General features: G+C 61.7%; 16 protein-coding genes. 11 read left to right on the top strand and 5 right to left on the bottom strand.

Features of this window, described 5'->3' with window-relative positions; all coding sequences use genetic code 11:
- Positions 1-92: 92 nt before the first annotated feature.
- Entirely contained in the window at positions 93-1,577 is a 1,485-nt protein-coding gene (locus BMX92_RS19770; protein WP_093019724.1) for a replicative DNA helicase, read from the bottom strand.
- 113 nt (positions 1,578-1,690) lie between these two features.
- Here BMX92_RS19770 and BMX92_RS19765 point away from each other — a divergent pair, with 113 nt between their 5' ends.
- From BMX92_RS19765 to BMX92_RS19735, 7 genes are all read left to right on the top strand, one after another.
- Entirely contained in the window at positions 1,691-2,173 is a 483-nt protein-coding gene (locus tag BMX92_RS19765) for a UPF0262 family protein (RefSeq protein WP_093019722.1), read from the top strand.
- 13 nt (positions 2,174-2,186) lie between these two features.
- On the top strand, positions 2,187-2,870 hold the full coding sequence (locus BMX92_RS19760) for a GH25 family lysozyme (protein WP_371262482.1): 684 nt from the start codon (positions 2,187-2,189) through the stop codon (positions 2,868-2,870).
- Positions 2,870-3,313: a cytidine deaminase gene (locus BMX92_RS19755; RefSeq protein ID WP_093019828.1), complete on the top strand. Its 444-nt coding sequence runs from the start codon at positions 2,870-2,872 to the stop codon at positions 3,311-3,313. The genes BMX92_RS19760 and BMX92_RS19755 overlap by 1 nt, the downstream gene beginning before the upstream one ends.
- Positions 3,314-3,325: 12 nt before the next feature.
- Positions 3,326-4,165: a YwqG family protein gene (locus tag BMX92_RS19750; RefSeq protein WP_093019720.1), complete on the top strand. Its 840-nt coding sequence runs from the start codon at positions 3,326-3,328 to the stop codon at positions 4,163-4,165.
- A 53-nt stretch (positions 4,166-4,218) separates the two neighbouring features.
- Positions 4,219-4,773: a dCTP deaminase gene (gene dcd, locus BMX92_RS19745; RefSeq protein ID WP_093019718.1), complete on the top strand. Its 555-nt coding sequence runs from the start codon at positions 4,219-4,221 to the stop codon at positions 4,771-4,773.
- 16 nt (positions 4,774-4,789) lie between these two features.
- Complete coding sequence (locus BMX92_RS19740; RefSeq protein ID WP_093019716.1) at positions 4,790-5,563, top strand: metallophosphoesterase; 774 nt, start codon at positions 4,790-4,792, stop codon at positions 5,561-5,563.
- Positions 5,564-5,744: 181 nt separating this feature from the next.
- Complete coding sequence (locus BMX92_RS19735) at positions 5,745-8,573, top strand: TonB-dependent receptor plug domain-containing protein (protein ID WP_093019714.1); 2,829 nt, start codon at positions 5,745-5,747, stop codon at positions 8,571-8,573.
- Between the two features lie 95 nt (positions 8,574-8,668).
- On the opposite strand, the gene BMX92_RS28320 is transcribed toward BMX92_RS19735, so the two are convergent.
- The 3 genes from BMX92_RS28320 to BMX92_RS19720 all read right to left on the bottom strand — a co-directional run bounded on the left by BMX92_RS28320 (position 8,669) and on the right by BMX92_RS19720 (position 11,322).
- On the bottom strand, positions 8,669-9,277 hold the full coding sequence (locus BMX92_RS28320) for a methyl-accepting chemotaxis protein (RefSeq protein WP_093019712.1): 609 nt from the start codon (positions 9,275-9,277) through the stop codon (positions 8,669-8,671).
- Between the two features lie 162 nt (positions 9,278-9,439).
- A complete protein-coding gene (gene ctrA / locus BMX92_RS19725) occupies positions 9,440-10,147 on the bottom strand; it encodes a response regulator transcription factor CtrA (RefSeq protein ID WP_093019710.1) in 708 nt (235 codons plus the stop codon).
- Between the two features lie 281 nt (positions 10,148-10,428).
- Positions 10,429-11,322, bottom strand: coding sequence for a LysR family transcriptional regulator (locus tag BMX92_RS19720; RefSeq protein WP_093019708.1), 894 nt, complete (start codon positions 11,320-11,322; stop codon positions 10,429-10,431).
- Positions 11,323-11,429: 107 nt separating this feature from the next.
- Between BMX92_RS19720 and BMX92_RS19715 the strand changes: the two genes are divergently transcribed.
- Complete coding sequence (locus BMX92_RS19715) at positions 11,430-12,149, top strand: pirin family protein (RefSeq protein WP_093019706.1); 720 nt, start codon at positions 11,430-11,432, stop codon at positions 12,147-12,149.
- 106 nt (positions 12,150-12,255) lie between these two features.
- Entirely contained in the window at positions 12,256-12,855 is a 600-nt protein-coding gene (gene wrbA / locus BMX92_RS19710; protein ID WP_093019704.1) for an NAD(P)H:quinone oxidoreductase, read from the top strand.
- A 210-nt stretch (positions 12,856-13,065) separates the two neighbouring features.
- On the opposite strand, the gene BMX92_RS19705 is transcribed toward wrbA, so the two are convergent.
- On the bottom strand, positions 13,066-13,251 hold the full coding sequence (locus BMX92_RS19705) for a hypothetical protein (protein ID WP_004212193.1): 186 nt from the start codon (positions 13,249-13,251) through the stop codon (positions 13,066-13,068).
- Between the two features lie 172 nt (positions 13,252-13,423).
- Between BMX92_RS19705 and BMX92_RS19700 the strand changes: the two genes are divergently transcribed.
- On the top strand, positions 13,424-13,879 hold the full coding sequence (locus BMX92_RS19700) for a carboxymuconolactone decarboxylase family protein (protein WP_093019702.1): 456 nt from the start codon (positions 13,424-13,426) through the stop codon (positions 13,877-13,879).
- The gene (locus tag BMX92_RS19695) at positions 13,879-14,739 is read left to right on the top strand and encodes a sigma-70 family RNA polymerase sigma factor (RefSeq protein WP_093019700.1); all 861 of its coding nucleotides are present in this window, start codon (positions 13,879-13,881) and stop codon (positions 14,737-14,739) included. The genes BMX92_RS19700 and BMX92_RS19695 overlap by 1 nt, the downstream gene beginning before the upstream one ends.
- Positions 14,740-14,960: the final 221 nt, after the last annotated feature.

Raw genomic sequence — 14,960 nt, 5'->3', positions numbered from 1 at the left:
GCGGAAGCGGGGACCCATCTCTCGACCCTGCACCAAGAATATGGGTTGGGAGATAGGTTCCCGTCTTCGCGGGAATGACAAATTTTCCGGGATTATTCGTAACTCAGATCTTCGTAGCCATCTTCGGCCAGATCGGAGAAGCGGGTGATCTTCGCGTCGAACTTCATGCGGATGCGGCCGGTGGAACCGTGACGCTGTTTGGCGACGATCACTTCCGCCTTGCCGTAGATGCGCTCCATATTCTCCTTCCACGCAGCATAGGCGGCCTCATCCTCCGGCTTGGGTTCCTTGGCCGCCTCATAATAATCTTCGCGGAACACGAACCAGACCATGTCCGCGTCCTGCTCGATCGATCCGGATTCACGAAGGTCGGATAGCTGGGGCCGCTTGTCCTCACGCTGTTCGACTGCGCGGCTGAGCTGAGACAGGGCCAGCACGGGCACATGAAGTTCCTTGGCCAAGGTCTTCAAACCACGCGAAATTTCCGAAATCTCGTTCACGCGATTCTCGTTGCCGCGCCCGCTACCCTGCAACAGCTGAAGATAGTCGACGACGATGAAGCCGATATCATGGCGACGCTTCAGACGGCGCGCGCGGGTCCGCAATGCCGCGATCGTCAGGCCCGGCGTATCGTCGATGAACAAAGGCAGTTCCTGAAGGTCACGGGCAGCGCGGGACAGATTCTGGAAATCCGCCCGGCTGATCTTGCCCATGCGCAGCGCTTCGCCCGAAATGCCCGACTGTTCGGCAAGAACACGGGTCGCCAGCTGGTCCGCCGACATTTCGAGCGAGAAGAAGGCCGTCTTGGCGCCCATATTCTTCTCCAGCGGAATGCCGTCGCCATGATCGCGCAGCCAGCGGGACGCGGCATTATAGGCGATGTTGGTCGCCAGCGATGTCTTCCCCATGCCCGGGCGCCCGGCCAGAATCATCAAGTCGGAATTGTGCAGACCACCGATCTTGGCATTCAGGCTGTTGATACCGGTGGTGATACCCGACACATGGCCGCCGCTGTTCAGCGCGCGCTCGGCCACCTGAACGGCGGCGGTCGAGGCGGTCAGGAAGCTCTTGACCGATCCTGTCTCGCCCTCGCCCTCCGACACCTTGTAGAGTGCGACTTCGGCCGCCTCAATCTGTTCGCGCGGGTTGACCTCTTCACTCGTATCGAGCGCATTTTCAACCAGTTCCCGCCCGACACTGACAAGCTGTCGCAGCAGAGCAAGGTCGTAAATCTGGCTGGCGAAATCGCGCGCACCGATCAGCGCCGCGCCATTGCCGGTGAGTTGCGCCAGATAGGCAGGACCGCCCAGCTCCTTGAGCGCCGGGTCCTGCTCCAGCATCGGCCGCAGCGTTACCGGATTGGCGACCATATCCTTGTCCAGCAGCCGCATGATCGCGTCATAGATGCGGCCGTGCAGCGGCTCGAAATAATGTTCGGATTTCAGCTTGAGCTGCACATCCTCGGCAATGCGATTGTCGATCATGATCGCGCCCAGCAGCGCGGCCTCCGCTTCGACATTGCGCGGCAGTTCGGTTCCGCCCGTTTCGGCGGGGTTGATTTTCAGCAGTTCGACCATCCGCTCTCTTTCCTCTCCCGACCGGACATGCGCAAGGGGCCAGAACCACGCATCTGTGGATAAGTCCCGCTTGCATTTCGGCGCGCCTCGCCGCACTGACTGTTCGCTTGCATATGGCCGATCCGCGCATCATAGACATCCAACTGGACCAGCGCACGATCCTGTGGCGCAACGCCGACGTGGAGCAGGAACGCCGCATCGCGATTTTCGACCTGCTGGAAGATAATCACTTCGCGCCACAGCGCGACCATGCCGACGGCTATGCCGGCCCCTACAAGGTAATGCTGCGCGTCGAGGAAGGCCGGCTGGTGATAGAGATCAACCGGGAGGATGACAGCCCGCTGGAGGCGATCATCCTGGGTCTGGGCCGGTTCCGCCGCCCGATCCGTGACTATTTCGCCATTTGCGACAGCTATTATCAGGCGATCAGCAACGCCTCCCCGCAACAGATCGAGACGGTCGACATGGCCCGCCGCGCCATCCACAATGATGCGGCGGAGGTGCTGAAGGAGCGACTGGAGGGGAAGATCGAGGTCGATTTCGATACGGCGCGGCGGCTGTTCACGCTGATCTGCGTGCTGCATATCAAGGGGTAAGACGATCAGGGTTGTGACTTTGGGGGGCCTGCTGTTCCGGATTGGGGCAGGACTGGCGGTGGTCGCGGCGCTGGCTCTGGCGCTGTGGCTCTATGCCCGCGGCTGGGCGCCGAGCCGGGACCAATATCCGGTGCAGGGCGTCACCATCTCGTCGGACAACGGCTCGGTCGAATGGGGCACGCTGGCTGCGCAGGGGGCGGACCTGGCCTACCTGCGCGCGGCGGATGCCAGTGGCAGGCGCGATCCGGCCTTCGCCGCCAATTTGCGCGGCGCGCGCGCGGCGGGGATGCGTTATGGCGCCCTGATCGAATTCAGCCTGTGCCGTCAGCCAAGCGATCAGGCAACCAGCTTCATGACCACGGTGCCGCGTGACAATGCCGCCCTGCCCCCGGTCATACGGTTGAGCTTCACACCGGGATGCAAGGCACGCCCCGGCCGCGATCAATTGCTGTCCGACCTCAACACGCTGATCAATCTGGTGGAGAGCCATGCGGGCAAGCCGGCCCTGCTCAACGTCAGCGAGGATTTCGACAAAGCCTATGATATCGGCTCCGGCATCAACCGAACGCTGTGGCTGGACGGCAATTTCTTCCCGCCCGATTATGCGACCAAGCCGTGGGTGATGTGGACAGCCAGCGACATGCGGCATATCGACGGCGTCGATGGTCCGGTCCGATGGAATGTGGTGGCGCCCTGATGCAAGATGAACAGCAAGTTGGACAGTTGATCGCCGCCGCACGCGCCGCGATGGCCAACGCCCATGCCCCCTATAGCCGCTTTGCCGTGGGGGCGGCGGTACGGCTGACCGACGGCAGCATCGTTACCGGCTGCAACTTCGAAAATGCCAGCTATGGCCTCTCGCTCTGCGCCGAAACGGTTGCGCTGGCGACCGTCAATGCGCAGGGCCGCTTCGCCGATGTGGCGGAAATCGCGGTGGTGGGCGGTGCGATGGATGCCGCCGAAGAGGCGCTCGTCACCCCCTGCGGCCGATGCCGCCAGATCATGAACGAGGCGGAACAGATGGCCGGGCGGACGCTCGCCATCTATTGCGCCACGCCCAGCGGCGACCGTGTGCTCGACCTGCGCGTCGCCGATCTTCTTCCCCATGCCTTTGGTCCCAGAGATCTGGGCATCCTGTAACGGCGAGTATCCATGGGTTGGTTTGAGCGACTATTCTCCTTCTGGCGAACCGGACCTACAGCCAAAACAACCGATCTTCCGCAAAGCATGGATGTCATCCGTCGCATGAAAGAAGCCGCTTTGCCGTGCGTCCTATTCGAGAGCGGGCATAAATCCCTGACCAAGTTGGGCGGCTGGCCAGACCTGCCAGACAATCTGGAATGGCCCTACTGGAAGGGCCGCCCCCTTGCCTTTCTGGCCCAGATTGACTTGGCTCAAGCCAAAGGTGCGGGCGCTCCGGAGTGGCTGCCAGGTGATGGCATGCTATTCTTTTTCTACGATGCCGACCAATCAACCTGGGGTTTTGATCCCGCAGATAGGGGCAGTTGGGCCGTTCTCCATGGGCCTTTCAATCCCCAGGCTGTCGCTCGCCCCCAAAGCATCGAACCATTTTCGGAAGTAGGGTTTCGCCTCCGCAACGGCGTCAGCCTGCCTTCTCCTGAACGGTTGGGCATGGACTACATGTCTCTTTCAGAAGAAGAATGGGAGGCCGTTGAAAAGGCACAGGCCGAGTTTTCACCCGCGCATCAACTGGGTGGTCACCCGCATTCCATCCAGAATGATAGCATGGAACTTGAATGCCAGTTGGCGTCCAATGGTATCTATATTGGCACGCCTGAAGGTTATCATGCACCGGCGGCCAAGGCGCTTGAGAGCGGCGCGGTCGATTGGCATCTGCTGCTTCAGCTCGACAGTGATGATGATGCCGACATGATGTGGGGCGATTACGGCCGTCTCTATTTCTGGATCAAACGTCAGGATGCGGAACAACGGGACTTCACAAAGGCATGGATGATCCTGCAATGCACCTGACCTTTGAGGCATCTGCTTGACTCCCTTTCCCCCTCATCCCATGCGGCAGAAATATGGCTATTCTTTCCGACAAATGGATTCGCGAACAGGCACAGACGACCGGCATGATCGAGCCGTTCGTGGAGAGCCAGCGGCGTGAAGGGTGCATCAGCTACGGCCTGTCCTCCTATGGCTATGACGCGCGGGTGGCGGACGAGTTCAAGATTTTCACCAATGTCGACAGCACGATCGTCGACCCCAAGGATTTCGATCCCAAGAATTTCGTCGATCGCAAGACCGACTGCTGCATCATCCCGCCCAACAGCTTCGCGCTGGCCCGCACGGTCGAATATTTCCGGGTGCCGCGTGACGTACTGGTCATCTGCCTTGGCAAGTCGACCTATGCCCGCTGCGGCATCATCGTGAACGTCACGCCGCTGGAGCCGGGCTGGGAAGGCCATGTAACGCTGGAATTTTCCAACACCACGCCGCTGCCCGCCAAAATCTATGCCAATGAAGGCGCCTGCCAGTTCCTGTTCCTCCAGGGTAATGAACCGTGCGAAGTCAGCTATGCCGACCGCGCGGGCAAATATATGGGGCAGCAAGGGGTGACACTCCCCCGCCTGTGATGCGACACTGGGCGCCATGACCTTCTGGCGCATCGGCAAGCAGCGGGACGCAGAGTCCATCGATCGTCCGCCCCCCAGCCTGGGCGCGGACAGGCGTGTCTATGCGATCGGCGACGTGCATGGACGGCTGGATCTGCTGGAGGAATTGCTGCGCCTGATCGCGCTGGACGATCGGGCGCGCGGGCCGATGGCGCCGCATCTGATCCTGCTGGGCGATCTGATCGATCGCGGCCCTGCGTCGCGGGAGATCGTGGAGCGGGTAATGCGGCTGACGGCGGACGGTGACGCCGTACGATGCGTCAAGGGCAATCATGAGGAGCTGTTCATCCTTGCCGCGCGCGGCGACGTGCGCATCCTGCCCACCTTTCGCCGGGCCGGCGGCGCGCAAACGTTGGCCAGCTATGGCTTGGCGCCATTGTTGTTCGACACCATGACCGATGGCGATCTGGCAAGCTGGATGCTGAACCATGTGCCGCGCGATCATGTCGATTTTCTCGACGCCCTGCCCGACAGCGTGGCGATCGGCGATTATCTGTTCGTCCATGCCGGTATCCGGCCGGGCGTGCCGATCGCGCAACAGCAAGGGGCCGACCTGCGCTGGGTCCGTCGCCTCTTTCTGGATCATGAGGGGATGCATCCGATGATGATTGTGCACGGCCACAGCATTTCGCCGGAGGTTGATGATCGCCCCAACCGCATCGGCATCGACACCGGGGCCTATTTTTCCGGTCGCTTGACCGCCATCGGCCTGCAAGGCCCGGACCGCTGGTTTTTGCAAACCGGCGCCTGAATCCACCGCAACGCAGCATCACTGTCAGGCCGCATCATCACGTCTGCCTGCGACTATTTCTCATACTCTTATCAGCAGTATTTTATGTCTCAAAGATGACATATGAAGTAGCGGAATGTCGCAATTGCTTCGTCTGGGGTAATTGAGCGGCTTGAGCGCCGCTAGATCAGGGGAACTGACAATGCGTATACGCCACGTCATGGTGGGGACTGCCCTCGCCATCTGCCTTGCCTCGCCCACTCAACTTTTCGCAGCTGCAAAAACCGATGCAGCAATGAGCCAGCGGCACAAGTTCGACATTGCGGTTCAGCCCCTGAGCGGCGCGCTACGCCAGCTTTCCACCCAGTCTGGCGTGCGCATCCTCTTTCCCTATGACGAGGTTGCCACGGTCCGCAGCCGCAGCATACAAGGATGGATGTCGACCCAGGCCGCACTCGATCGACTACTTGCTGGCACCGATCTCAAATCTTCGGAAGCAGGCGTAGGCGTCATCGCCCTCGCCGGCCCTCCCAACCGCAGCGCAGCGCGCCGTGGCCCTTTGGCCCTGCAATTCGCGCAGGCCAGCCTGCCCGGCGCAGCCAGTGAAAGCCTGGCGATGGCGCCGGCCCCCGAACCGGTAGAAGACGCCACCCCGATCATCGTCACCGGCACCCGCACCACCACCCGTACCGTGGCGGAGAGCCTTGCGCCGATCGACGTGCTGGGCGCAAAAGATCTGGAAACGAGCGGCAAGCAGTCGGTGCGCGACCTGCTCGGCACATTGGTCCCATCGATCAACGTGTCGAACAATGGCGCTGGCGCGAGCTGGGCCGTGCGCACCCTGTCGCTGCGCGGCCTGGGCGGTGATCAGTTGCTGGTGCTGGTGAACGGCAAGCGCCGCCACAATACCGCCACCCTGTTCATCAACGGTAGCGTGCAGAACGGCCAGTCGCCGCCGGACCTGGACCTGATCGCCGGCAATGCGATCCAGCGGATCGAAGTGCTGCGCGACGGCGCGTCGGCGCAATATGGGTCCGACGCGATCGCCGGCGTGGTCAATATCATCCTGAAGAATGACACCTCTGGCGGCGCGGCGTTGACCATGGGCAGCACGGCCGACAATGGCGGATGGCAGGCCCGCTGGCAGATCGACAATGGCTTCGCGCTGGGCCAGGATGGCGGCTACATCCACCTGTCTGGCGACGGCGTGCTTCAGGAGAATACGATCGTCAAGAGCAGCCCGATCACCGGGCAATTCTATCCGACCGGAGATCCGCGCAACGCCAATCCGGATCGCATCCGCGCCAAATATGGCCAGCCGCAGGTCATCGGCGGCAATTTCGGCTATGATGCCATGCTGCCGGTGGGCGACAGTCTGGAACTCTATAGTTTCGGCACCTATTCCAAGCGTCATGCGGCTGGCTGGCTGACCTATCGCACGCCGCAAGCAGCCAACAACATCATCTCCATTTATCCCGAAGGCTATATCCCGCGCATCCATGTCTATGACGAGGATTTCCAGTTCGCTGGCGGCCTGCGCGGCGAAGTGGGCGGCGGCGTGCATTTCGACCTGAGCACCAGCTATGGGCAGGACGAGGTCAAATATTCCCAAACAACATCGCTCAACCCGTCACTTGGCACGGCAAGCCCGACCCATTTCTACCTCGGCAAGCTCCGCTTTGACGAATGGGTCAGCAATCTGGACCTCAGCAAGGAGTTCGACATCGGCCTGGCCGGGCCGCTCTCGGTCGCGGTGGGCGGCGAGTATAAGAAGAACAAGTTCGTCATCAGCCCCGGCGATTCTGTTTCCTACGAGAATGGCGGCTATATTTTCCCCGTCGGCGGCTGGCGCGGCGGCACCTATGCCAGCGGCATCGGATCGCAGGGCGTCATCGGCTTTACCCCCGAAGGATCGGGCAGCTGGAGCCGCGACAACTGGAGCGCCTACGCCAATATCGAGGGCAAGATCGTCGAGGGCGTCGAATTCGGCCTGGCCGGACGGCATGAGGATTATTCCGATTTCGGCACCACCGATACCGGCAAGGCTTCACTGCGCATAGAACCGGTCAGGGGCATAGCGATCCGCGGAACGGCCAGCACAGGCTTCCGGGCACCCACGCTCCAGCAACAGCATTATAACTCGTCCAGCACGATCGGCGTGGTCATCGACGGCGTCAGCCAGTTGCGCCCGGTGGTCGCGCTGCCGGTCGACAGCGCAGCGGCGCGGGCGCTTGGCGCCGTTCCGCTCAGGCCCGAAAAATCGACCAACTTCTCGGCCGGGCTTGTTCTGACCCCCCTGCCCAACTTCAACCTCACGGTCGATGCCTATCAGGTCAAGGTCAAGGACCGCATTCTGCTCAGCGGTACGCTATCGGGCACGACGGTCGTCAATATTCTGAACGCCAACGGCTATGCCGGCAATTTTGGTGCGCTCATCTTCTCGAACGCAGCCGATACGCGGACTCGCGGCCTGGATATCGTCGCCACCCATCGCGCCAATCTGGGCGGCCTTGGCAATTTGACGAGTTCGCTGTCGGCCAATTTCAACAAGACCGTCTTCACTCATATCGATCCTCCGCCAACGGGTGGCAGCGGCGTCTCCTTCGTCGCACGCGACCGGCAGGGCGATCTGAGCGAAGGCACGCCGCGTAACAAGTTCATCGCCAATTTCCTGTGGGAAACCGGCGATTTCAATGCCAATCTGCGCGCCACCCGCTTTGGCAAGGTGACGCAGCGCGCAGCGGCGACCGTGCTGCACACGGCGGACTGGGTGTCCTGCACGGCGGGAAGCACCGGTTGCACGTCAGGCTATGCCGACGAAAAGCTGAAGCCCAAGACCATATTCGACCTGGAACTGGGGTATAAGCTGGCCAAGGGCGTGAAACTGTCGGTTGGCGCCAACAACCTGCTCAACACCTATCCCAACAAGCTGAAGCCGGTGAACCGGCTGGCGGGTAGCCTTTACAATGCCTATGCACCCTACGGCATCAGCGGCGGCTTCTATTATGGCCGGTTCAATCTGGAATTCTGACGGCATTATGGATCAGGCGCAGAGCAATCCGCGCCTGACAAAATCGTAAAAAGGGATGAGGCCGGCGGGATATCCCGTCGGCCTTTTTCCTATCGTCAGACGGCCGCGTTGACCATCGCGCGGGCGCGATCCGTCGCCGATCGCGTGTCACCGGCCAGCTTCTTGACCTCCGCCGCGACCACGGCAAATCCGCGTCCGGCCTCGCCTGCGCGGGCCGCTTCGATCGTGGCGTTGAGCGCGAGCAGGTTGGTCTGGTTCGCGATCAGGCCGATGCCGTCGACGATTTCGACCAGCCCATCGACCATGGTCTTGAGTTCCGCCCGCAATGTCTTGGACGGGGTTGTGTCGGTCGCGATCTTCAGTATGCGCTGCACCCGCCCTTCGGCGTCGAATACGGGATTATAGGTCGCCTGTAACCAGACTTCACGACCATCGCGACCCAGTCGCCGATATTCGCCCGCATCGAAGTCGCCCATGCCCAGCTTGCGCCAGAATTCGGAATAGGTGTGACTGCGCGCATGCGCTTCGTCACAGAATATCCGGTGATGCCGCCCGACGACCTCATCCAAGCGATAGCCCATGACGTCCAGGAACAGATCATTAGCCCACAGGATGATGCCCGTGGGATCGAATTCGATCACCGCCTGCGAACGGCAGATCGCATGCCACGCAGCTTCCAGACTGTGATGTGCGGCTTGGCCCATGAACGAATTGGCTCCTTTGCCATGGGAATAGCGCGCTAGTGGTAAACGGGCCTTTAAAAGCATTTTTGTATTTTGCGTATTTGCGCCGAAACGCAGGATACGGAAAAGGCCGACATCCTTGCGGACTGCCGGCCTTTCCACCCCCTCGAAAGTCTGTGCGGATCAGGCGACCTTGGCCTGTTCCTCCAAGATATCGTCCGGATCGCGCAGCACATAGCCACGGCCCCAGACGGTTTCGATATAATTGTCGCCGCTGCAAGCCAGCGCCAGCTTCTTGCGCAGCTTGCAGATGAACACGTCGATGATCTTGAGTTCCGGCTCGTCCATCCCGCCATAAAGATGGTTCAGGAACATTTCCTTGGTCAGCGTCGTGCCCTTGCGGAGCGACAGCAGCTCCAGCATCGCATATTCCTTGCCGGTCAAGTGCACGCGGTTGCCGTCCACTTCCACCGTCTTGGCGTCCAGATTGACCGACAGCTTGCCGGTGCGGATAACCGACTGGCTATGCCCCTTGGACCGGCGCACCACGGCGTGAATACGCGCAATCAGTTCCTCGCGATGGAACGGCTTGGTCACATAGTCATCGGCGCCGAAGCCGAAGGAGCGGACCTTGCTATCCATCTCGCTGATGCCCGACAGGATCAGGACCGGCGTCTGCACCTTGGCCGCGCGCAGCTTCTTGAGCACGTCATAGCCGTGCATGTCCGGCAGGTTCAGGTCCAGACAGATGATGTCATAATCATAGAGCTTACCCAGATCGAGGCCTTCCTCGCCCAGATCGGTCGTATAGACATTGAACCCCTCGGTCGTGAGCATCAGCTCGATCGCCTTGGCCGTGGTCGGTTCGTCCTCAATCAGCAGCACGCGCATGTGAAGCCCCTTTGTGTCGCAGGTCCCGTTCACCCCACCAGAACGGCTTCTGCTCCAATTCATTAACCAAAAAACTTCTGAAGGACAAAGGTTAATTTTTTGCTAACCGGCAGAAATCCACGAGTCGCGGCAAAACGAATCTATTTACAAAGAGTTGAAGCCGAAACGCCCTACCCGGAGTCAAGCTGGATTCACCTGCGAAACGAAAGGTTCGCACGACCATTCAGCATGGTCGGCACGCCGCACCGATCAACCCTTTTCAGCCAGGTTGACGAGTTGGGTTAACAGCCATGATGCTTCGTCAGGAAGTCCAGCAGCGCGTCGACCCGCGCAGGGCGCAGGCGCGATGGCGGGGTGACGAGGTGCAGACCGAAGGGCGCTGGACGCCAGTCGACCAGCACCTCCTCCACCTCGCCCTTCGCCAGCGCGTCGCCGATGATGAAATCGGGCAGGCGCGCGATGCCGACCCCCAGCCGCAGCGCAGGCAGCATCGCTTCCCCGCTGTTTACCGTGATGCGGCTGCGCACCTGCACCACGACATTTTGCTGCCCCGGCCCGGAAAAGCGCCAGACGTCCGGCGTGGCGACGTTGGAATAGCAAAGGCAATCATGCGTGCCGAGATCGGACGGGTGCTGCGGCCGCCCCCGTGCATCGAGATAGGCCGGGGCGGCGATGGTGTGCATGGTGACATCGGCCAGCCGACGCGCGCGGAGCGAACTGTCGGGCATGTCGGCGATGCGGATGGTGGCGTCCAGCCCCATCTCCACAATATCGATCTTCGCGTCTGACAGATGCAGGTCGACATCGACCAGCGGATGTTCTTTCGTGAACTGCGCGATCAGCGGCGCGACCCTGAGCAGGCCGAAGGTCATCGGCGCACCCAGCCGCACCACGCCGGACAGGTCCGCCGTCTCGTCCCGCGCGGCCTCTTCCGCCGCCTGCCCTTCGACCAATATGCGCTGGGCATGGTCGGCCAAGCGCTTGCCGCTTTCGGTCAGCGCCAGACGGCGGCTGGTGCGGTTGAACAGGCTGGTGTCCAGATGCTCCTCCAGCCGGGTCACGGCCTTCGACACGGTCGCCTTGGACACGCTCAAAGCCTTGGCCGCATCGGTGAAGCTGCGATGTTCCACCACGGCGGCGAACATCGCCCATGCCTCAAAGTCAGGTAGTCGCATTGGGGAAACAATCCGTTTCAAAGCTGCCGGTTTAAGAAACGACACTGATGGCTAGATTGGCGGAAAGCAAGCGGAAGCCTCTGCCTCCGCAACGAAAGGCAATATGTATGTCCACGACCACCACGAGCCGCATCGAGCGCCGCCCGTTCGCGTCGCTGGGCCATGCCGACCATGGCTGGCTCAACGCACGCCACCATTTTTCCTTCGCCGATTATTATGATGAAGAACGCATGCACTGGGGCGCGATCCGGGTGTGGAACGATGACGAAATCGGTCCGCGTTCAGGCTTTCCGCCACACCCGCACAGCGACATGGAAATCATCACCTATGTCCGCACCGGCGCGATCACCCATCAGGACAGTCTGGGCAACAAGGGCCGGACTGAAGCGGGCGACGTTCAGGTCATGTCGGCCGGCACCGGCATCCGCCACGCCGAATATAATCTGGAGGATGAAACCACCACCCTGTTCCAGATATGGGTCATCCCCCGCGCGCGCGGCGGCCAGCCCAGTTGGGGCGCCAAGCCTTTCCCGAAAGGCGATCGTTCCGGCAAGCTGGTCGTCCTGGCGAGCGGTTATGATGATGACAGGGAAGCACTGCGTATCCGCGCCGACGCCCGCCTGCTGGGCGGCACGATCCGGGCGGGCGAGAGCGTGACCTATGACAGCGGCGAAGGACGCCATCTCTATCTCGTCCCGGCGACCGGCCGGATCGAGATTGACGGCCAGCCCTTCGAAGCGCGCGACGGCGCAGCCATCATCGGCGGCGCACCCATAACCATCACCGCGATCGAGGATGCCGAGATCGTTCTGGTGGATAGCATCTGACCCCCTCGGCCCGTCCAACCCCCTCCCCGGACGGGCCCGGCCGCTCGCATCCCCTCATGTGAGCGGCCATCCCTTTCCCCCCTCCCGCAAAAAACGGAGACGCATCATGGCTAAGGTTCTGGTTCTCTATTATTCCTCCTACGGTCATATCGAGACGATGGCGAAGGCCGTGGCCGAAGGCGCCGCGGCTGCCGGCGCGACCGTCGATATCAAACGCGTGCCTGAAACCGCGCCGCTCGAAGTCGCGAAGGCCGCGCATTTCAAGCTGGATCAGGAAGCACCGATCGCCACCGTCGCGGACCTCGCCGACTATGACGCCATCATCGTGGGCACCGGCACGCGCTTTGGCCGCATGTCGAGCCAGTTGGCGGCCTTCCTCGATCAGGCCGGTGGCCTGTGGGCGCGCGGCGCGCTGAATGGCAAGGTCGGCGGCGCCTTCACCTCAACCGCCTCGCAGCATGGCGGGCAGGAAGTCACGCTCTTCTCGATCATCACCAACCTGCTGCATTTCGGCATGACCATCGTCGGCCTCGACTATGGCTTTGCGGGGCAGATGGGCGTTGACAAGGTGCGCGGCGGATCGCCCTATGGCGCCACCACGCTGGCCGATGGCGACGGCAGCCGCCAGCCGAGCGAGGAAGAACTGGACGGCGCCCGCTATCAGGGTCGTCGCATCGCAGAAACTGCGATCAAGCTGCACGGTTGATCGCATTGGACGACGTCTAATAGTCGCAGCGTGACGAAGAGCCCTTGGGTCGCATCAAGGCTTGGAGGAACGCAGCAAGGGCTGGCGCATCGGGACTATGCGCCAGCCCTTTTTATTTGCATGGATCAGGGATGGCGGCGCGAGGCGCGCTGAGAGTCTGTTTGAAAAATGCGCGGAAGAGCGCATTTTCGATGCCGCGCCAAAGGCGCCCTATCCCAGCGTCTTGGGCGTGACCCAGACTTCGACCGGGGTGATGAATTTCCCCGGCGCCGGTTTCCCGACGACGACGCGGTCGGCTGTCACCAACTCCCCATTTTCAAGGTTCAGCGACACCCAGGGTTTGGGCATGCGCTCGAACTTCATTTTCTGGATGGGCTGGCCGGTGGCCGTGTTCATGATGGTTGCAATGACTGACATAGGGCGCGGCGGGTAGCCGCCGCCCGCGCCCCCTGTCCAGAGCGTCGAGGATGTAAATTTTTTCCCTGCGCCAAAAAATAAGGCGGCCCCATGTCACATCCGCCGCACCTGTCTCGTCATGGTTGCAGAACTTGAGGAAAGGAACTGCATCATGACCGACAAGATCAATCCCTATGCCGCCGCGCCCCAGTTGATGAAGAGCTGGACCGCCCTCTCCGCCGCCATCGCCGACAGTCTGGAGCCGAGCCTGATCGAACTGGTGAAAATCCGTTCGTCGCAGATCAACGGCTGCGCCAATTGCATCAACATGCACACTTACGAAGCGCGCGCGAAGGGCGAGACGGAGCAGCGCATCTACCTGCTCACCGCCTGGCGCGAGGCGCCCTGCTATACCGACCGCGAGCGCGCGGCGCTGGCCTGGACCGAGGCGCTGACCGAAATTGCCAAGGGCCACACGCATGAAGCTGCGAAGGAAGCGCTCAACTGGGAATTTACCGAGGAAGAGCAGGTCAAGCTGACCCTGATGATCAACATCATCAACGGCTGGAACCGCATCGCCGTCGGCTTCAACCTCTGGTATGATATGCCGATGAAGGCGGCGGCCTGATGCAGCGGGGGACGCAGATGGACGCAGCCGAGAGTTTCGACCCGCTGCGTCCCCGGCTGATCCGGGTCGCCTATCGCATGCTGGGGTCGGTCGCCGATGCCGAGGATGTGGTGCAGGAAGCCTTCATTCGATGGATGGGCGTCGATCGCGGCGATATTCGTGAGCCCGAAGCCTTTCTCCGCCGCACGGTGACGCGCCTCTGCCTCGACCAGCTCAAATCGGCGAGGGTGCAGCGCGAAACCTATGTCGGGCCTTGGCTGCCCGAACCGCTGGTCGAGGAAGAGGATGCGCAGGAGGACGTGACCCTGCCGCTGATGCTGGCGCTGGAACGGCTCTCTCCGCTGGAGCGCGCCGCCTTCCTGCTGCACGATGTTTTCGGGCTAGGCTTTGGGGAAGTCGCCGCCACCGTCGGCCGCGACGCGGCTGCCTGCCGCCAGTTGGCCGCCCGCGCCCGCAGCCATGTCCGCGATGCCCGGCCCCGCTATCAGGTGGAAAAGACGCGCGGCATGGAAATTGCCGGCGCCTTCTTCGCCGCCTCCCGCAGTGGTGACATGAGCGCACTGGGCGCGCTGCTGGCCGCCGATGTGAGCCTTCATAGCGATGGCGGCGGCAAGCGCCCGGCCGCGATCCGTCCGGCGATCGGCTATGGTCAGGTCATGCAGGTGCACAAGGCGCTGGCCGTGCTGTTCGGCAAATATGGATCGACGCTGCTGCGCACCTGCATCATCAACGGCCTGCCCGGCTTCGTCACCCGCGAGGCCGATGGCGAGGTGCAGACCACCGCGCTCGATATCGAGGACGGCAAGGTCAAGGCGATCTACATCATGCGCAACCCCGACAAGCTGCGACATCTGCATTGACGGTTTGGAGCGGGAGTATTTGCCCTAAAGCGACAAAAGAGCCGCAAAATGCGCGTGATTTTGTCATCTTATGTCGCCTTTCATGAGAGCGACGCGGTGGGCATTTACGATGGAAAGAACTGGGGATGAGTAGCCCCTAGATTTCTGGACGCCTTCTATTCTAATTTTGAGGACAGGAGGGGACGATGGGGAAGCCCAATTTCAGTGATGAGTTCAAGGCT

This window comes from Sphingobium sp. YR768, from assembly GCF_900111125.1.
Classification (GTDB): domain Bacteria; phylum Pseudomonadota; class Alphaproteobacteria; order Sphingomonadales; family Sphingomonadaceae; genus Sphingobium.
Note: the sequence above shows the minus strand (reverse complement) of the source record. Positions and strands in the feature narration are given on the sequence as shown.

Excerpts from the sequence above, each read along its gene's own strand:
- dcd (WP_093019718.1), top strand. The coding sequence starts at position 4,219 with ATGGCTATTCTTTCCGACAAATGGATTCGCGAACAGGCACAGACGACC.
- BMX92_RS19700 (WP_093019702.1), top strand. The coding sequence starts at position 13,424 with ATGACCGACAAGATCAATCCCTATGCCGCCGCGCCCCAGTTGATGAAG.
- BMX92_RS19755 (WP_093019828.1), top strand. The coding sequence starts at position 2,870 with ATGCAAGATGAACAGCAAGTTGGACAGTTGATCGCCGCCGCACGCGCC.
- ctrA (WP_093019710.1), bottom strand. The coding sequence starts at position 10,147 with ATGCGCGTGCTGCTGATTGAGGACGAACCGACCACGGCCAAGGCGATC.
- wrbA (WP_093019704.1), top strand. The coding sequence starts at position 12,256 with ATGGCTAAGGTTCTGGTTCTCTATTATTCCTCCTACGGTCATATCGAG.
- BMX92_RS19735 (WP_093019714.1), top strand. The coding sequence starts at position 5,745 with ATGCGTATACGCCACGTCATGGTGGGGACTGCCCTCGCCATCTGCCTT.
- BMX92_RS19740 (WP_093019716.1), top strand. The coding sequence starts at position 4,790 with ATGACCTTCTGGCGCATCGGCAAGCAGCGGGACGCAGAGTCCATCGAT.
- BMX92_RS19765 (WP_093019722.1), top strand. The coding sequence starts at position 1,691 with ATGGCCGATCCGCGCATCATAGACATCCAACTGGACCAGCGCACGATC.
- BMX92_RS19705 (WP_004212193.1), bottom strand. The coding sequence starts at position 13,251 with ATGAACACGGCCACCGGCCAGCCCATCCAGAAAATGAAGTTCGAGCGC.
- BMX92_RS28320 (WP_093019712.1), bottom strand. The coding sequence starts at position 9,277 with ATGGGCCAAGCCGCACATCACAGTCTGGAAGCTGCGTGGCATGCGATC.
- BMX92_RS19770 (WP_093019724.1), bottom strand. The coding sequence starts at position 1,577 with ATGGTCGAACTGCTGAAAATCAACCCCGCCGAAACGGGCGGAACCGAA.
- BMX92_RS19750 (WP_093019720.1), top strand. The coding sequence starts at position 3,326 with ATGGGTTGGTTTGAGCGACTATTCTCCTTCTGGCGAACCGGACCTACA.
- BMX92_RS19715 (WP_093019706.1), top strand. The coding sequence starts at position 11,430 with ATGTCCACGACCACCACGAGCCGCATCGAGCGCCGCCCGTTCGCGTCG.
- BMX92_RS19695 (WP_093019700.1), top strand. The coding sequence starts at position 13,879 with ATGCAGCGGGGGACGCAGATGGACGCAGCCGAGAGTTTCGACCCGCTG.
- BMX92_RS19720 (WP_093019708.1), bottom strand. The coding sequence starts at position 11,322 with ATGCGACTACCTGACTTTGAGGCATGGGCGATGTTCGCCGCCGTGGTG.